Annotated in this window: 2 protein-coding genes; both read right to left on the bottom strand. The window is 65.4% G+C overall.

Translation table 11 applies throughout. From position 1 onward, the window contains the following. Positions 1-2519 (bottom strand): adenosylcobalamin-dependent ribonucleoside-diphosphate reductase (locus tag RUW20_RS19620; protein ID WP_313953906.1); only part of this gene is annotated, 2519 nt, incomplete at its 3' end. Positions 2520-2872: 353 nt separating this feature from the next. After that, positions 2873-4291 carry a bifunctional enoyl-CoA hydratase/phosphate acetyltransferase gene (locus RUW20_RS19615; RefSeq protein ID WP_313953907.1) on the bottom strand — a complete coding sequence of 473 codons (1419 nt, stop codon included), beginning with the start codon at positions 4289-4291 and terminating at the stop codon, positions 2873-2875. Positions 4292-4306: the final 15 nt, after the last annotated feature.

The following is a 4306-nucleotide window of genomic DNA, read 5'->3' as shown; positions in this document are numbered from 1 at the left end:
AGCTTGGTCAGGCCGTCGAGGGCGCGCGGGTAGTTGCCGGCCAGCCACACCGAGTAGGGGCGGGTGACGCCGTCGGGCAGGGTGATTTCCTTGAGGCCGAGGACGAAGTCTTCGCCGGTGGCCGGGTTGAAGACGTCGACGGTCCAGGAGAGCGTGCCGTCGGTGCCGGTCTTCGGCTCCTTGAGGCTGAACATGGCGTCGAGCACCGGCGTCGGGCCGTCGTGGTTGAAGGCGCCGATCTTCTCGACGCGATGCTGGATCAGTTGGGCGACGGCGGCAACCACCGACGGCATGCGCTTCTGTTCGCCATGCGGAGGGAAAGGCATGTCGAAGCCTTCGTCGCCCGGCGTCTTCGCCAGCGATTCGAGCTTCAGCGCCAGCCAGCCGTGGTCGTTGGCGCGCATGTCCATCGACAGCGTCTTGGCGACGGCGCCGAGGCCGCGCGGCTGCTCGGGGCCGTTGACCCAGGCTTCGAACGGCCAGTGGCGGCCATCCTGCTCGACGTGGCCGACGAACAGCGCGAACTTGCCGTGCGTGTGCTCGATCATGTAGGTCCACGCCATGTTGCCTTCCGGCAGGTGCGGGCGGTTCGGCCAGCGCAGGCTGGCCAGCACCGGCGCCGGCAGGGTCTTGATCGACAGGCGGCGGTTGGCGTCGCCGTTGATGAAGTCCTGCGGCTGCTTCTTCTCTTCGGCCTGCTTCTTCGATTCGACCGACAGCACCGAGCCCATGACGCTGTTCGGGCGATAGGTGGCCAGGCCCTTGAGGCCGGCCTTCCAGGCGCTCATGTAGAGGTCCTCGAACTCTTCGAAGGGGTAGTCGGCGGGGACGTTCACCGTTTTCGAGATCGAGGTGTCGATGTACGGCGCGACGGCGGCGACCATGTCCTTGTGCGCCTTGGCCGAGATTTCGAGCGCGGTGACGAAGTAGTCGGGCAGCTTGTCGACGTCGCCGCCGCGGTGCTTGTAGAGCCGCCACGCGTAGTCCTCGACGGCGTATTCCTTGAGCGTGCCGTCGGCCATGCGCTTCTTGCGGCTGTAGGTCCACGAGAACGGCGGTTCGATGCCGTTCGAGGCGTTGTCGGCGAAGGCCAGCGAGATGGTGCCGGTCGGTGCGATCGACAGCAGGTGAGAGTTGCGCAGCCCGTGCTTGCGGATTTCGCTCTTGATTGCCGTCGGCAGCCGTGAGGCGAAGTTGCCGCCGGAGAGATAGAGCTCGGCGTTGAACAGCGGGAAGGCGCCGCGCTCCTTGGCCAGTTCGACCGACGCCAGGTAGGCGGTGTCGCGCATGAATTCGGAGATGCGCGCGCCCATCGCGGTCGCTTCCGGGCGGTCGTAGCGCAGGCGCAGCATGCACAGCGCGTCGCCGAGGCCGGTGAAGCCGAGGCCGACGCGGCGCTTGTTGGCGGCTTCCTCGCGCTGCCGGTCGAGCGGCCAGGCGGTGACGTCGAGGACGTTGTCGAGCATGCGGGTGGAGATCTTGATCACTTCGCCGAAACCGGCAAAGTCGAACTCGGCGCGCGAACTGAAAGCATCCTTGACGAAGGGCGTCAGGTTGATCGAGCCCAGGCAGCAGCAGCCGTAGGGCGGCAACGGCTGTTCCGCGCAGGGATTGGTGGCCTCGATCACTTCGCAGTAGTAGAGGTTGTTGTCCTTGTTCATGCGGTCGAGGAAGAGGATTCCCGGTTCGGCGTGGTCGTAGGTGGATTTCATCACCTGGTCCCAGAGGTCGCGCGCGCGCACCCGGCGGTAGATCCAGATACCGTCTTCGCGCTGGAAAGCGCCGGCGCGTTTCATGTCGCCGTTGGGTTCGGCGCGGTGCGTCAGTTCGACTTCGGCGTCGGCCTCGACGGCTTCCATGAAGGCGTCGGTGACGGCGATCGAGACGTTGAAGTTGGAGAGGTCGCCGTGGTCCTTGGCGTGGATGAAGACTTCGATATCGGGGTGGTCGCAGCGCAGCACGCCCATCTGCGCGCCACGGCGGGCGCCGGCCGATTCGACCGTCTCGCAGGAGCGGTCGAAGACGCGCATGTAGGAGACCGGGCCGGAAGCGCGCGACTGCGTGCCCTTGACCACCGCGCCGCTGGGGCGGATGGAAGAGAAGTCGTAGCCGACGCCGCCGCCGCGGCGCATCGTTTCGGCGGCCTCGGCGAGTGCGCTGTAGATGCCGGGCTTGCCGTCGACGACTTCCACCACCGAATCGCCGATCGGCTGCACGAAACAGTTGATCAGCGTCGCCGCCAGCGGCGTGCCGGCGGCCGAGTTGATGCGCCCGGCGGGAACGAAACCGCTCTCCTGCGCCCACAGAAAGCGCGCCTCCCAGTGCGCGCGCTGCTTCTCTTCCTCGTTGGCGGCCAGCGCGCCGGCGACGCGGCGACGGACATCGTGAACCGAGGTTTCCTTACCCTTGGCGTACTTTTCGACCAGCACTTCTCCGGATATTTCCTGCTCGGCCATGGGCACGATGGTCGGCGCCTCGGCGACTGCGGATAAAGATAACTGGTGTTCAAGCTGGCTCATGGTTTGTCTCTCCGGTTTTTGATTGGTTTTTGCTTGCTTGTGGTGCTCGAAAGGCGTGCCGAAATGCAGGGCAGTGCGCATAGCGCGCCTTGCCGGGCAAGTGGCCCGGAACACTCTGGCGGGTTGTGGCGACGCGCTCTTGTTCAGGGCGCGATGGCGTAAAGCTACTGCATGCAGTGTGTAAAGGCAAGAACTTGACTAAATGTAGTTTTCAGGCCACGGCGCAGGCAGGCCACGGAAAGGCCGTGAAATCACGGTCTTGGCCCGGATTCGGGCAGCTGAATTTTTTTTCGGGCGGCCTCGCCGATCGCGCGACGATCGGCGCCCCTTCGGTCAGGCCCGGTCAGGCCCGGTCAGGCGAGTTTTTGTTTCTCGCGCGCGGCGTGGGCGACCAGCGCCGCGATGACGCAGGAGGCCAGGCGCGTTTCGGCGGTGTCGGCGCGACTGGTGAGCACGATCGGCACCCGTGCCCCGAGGACGATACCGGCACTCAGCGCGTTGGCCAGGTACTCGAGCTGCTTGGCGATCATGTTGCCGGCCTCGAGGTCGGGGACGACCAGGATGTCGGCCCGTCCGGCGACCGCCGAGATGATCCCCTTGGTCTTGGCGGCGTCCAGCGAAACTGCATTGTCGTAGGCCAGCGGGCCGTCCAGCAGCGCGCCCCTGATCTGGCCGCGATCGGCCATCTTGCACAGCGCGGCGGCGTCGAGCGTGGACTGGAGCTTGTCGTTGACCGTCTCGACTGCCGAGAGAATCGCCACCTTCGGTTCGGCGATGCCGAGGACGTGCGCGAGATTGATGGCGTTCTGCGTGATGTCGACCTTTTCCGCCAGCGTCGGCGCGATGTTGATCGCCGCATCGGTAATCATCAGCGGCCGCGGATAGGTTGGCACGTCCATCAGGAAGACGTGGCTGATGCGCCGATCGGTGCGCAAGCCGGCGCGGCTCGAGATCACCTCGGCCATCAGTTCGTCGGTGTGCAGGCTGCCCTTCATCAGCGCCTCGGCGTCGCCGCTGCGCACCAGGGTGACGGCCATCGCCGCCGCTTCGTGGCTGTGTTTGACGTTAACGATGCGGTATTGCTTGAGGTCGAGGCCGTTTTCCGCAGCGACGGCGCGGATTCGCTGTTCCGGCCCGATCAGGATCGGTTCGATCAGCTTCGCCTCGGCGGCCAGCAGCGCGCCCTTGAGCGACTCGCGGTCGCAGGGGTGCACCACCGCCATGTCGATCGGTGCCAGCCCTTCGGCCCGCGAGACCAGCACCTGCAGGCGCGCGTACTTGTCCGAAATGGTGATTTCCGGCATCGCCTTGCGCTTGATGCGGATCTTTTCGGTGGGCGCCAGCACCTCGGCGCTGCCCGATACCACCAGCAGATGGTCCTGGTTGAAGCACGCGCAGTCGAGCACGATGTGCCGGTTGCGCGGGAACTTCTTGCCAATGGTGACCGTCACCGTGATGGTGTCGCCGATCGCGACCGGCCGCGCAAAGTGCAGGCTCGAATCGACCAGCACCGTCCCCGGGCCGGGAAATTGCGTCCCGAGAATGGTCGACAGCAGCGAGGCACACCACATGCCGTGGGCGATGAAATCCTGGAACAGGCCGCTGTGGGTGAATTCGCCGTTGGCCAGGGCGGGGTTCATGTCACCGGACATCAGCGCGAACAGCCTGACGTCTTCCGGGCGCAGGGTACGTACCAGCGATGAACTGTCACCGACGTCGATCTCGTCGTAGGTTCGACTTTCGACGAAGTCCAGGGGGGTCTCGAAATGCATGATGGTGCTCCCTAA

It is taken from the genome of Accumulibacter sp. (assembly GCF_032229525.1).
GTDB lineage: Bacteria > Pseudomonadota > Gammaproteobacteria > Burkholderiales > Rhodocyclaceae > Accumulibacter.
Note: the sequence above shows the minus strand (reverse complement) of the source record. Positions and strands in the feature narration are given on the sequence as shown.

Bases quoted from the DNA above. Each gene is read 5' to 3' on its own strand.
- RUW20_RS19615 (WP_313953907.1), bottom strand. From the start codon at position 4,291: ATGCATTTCGAGACCCCCCTGGACTTCGTCGAAAGTCGAACCTACGAC.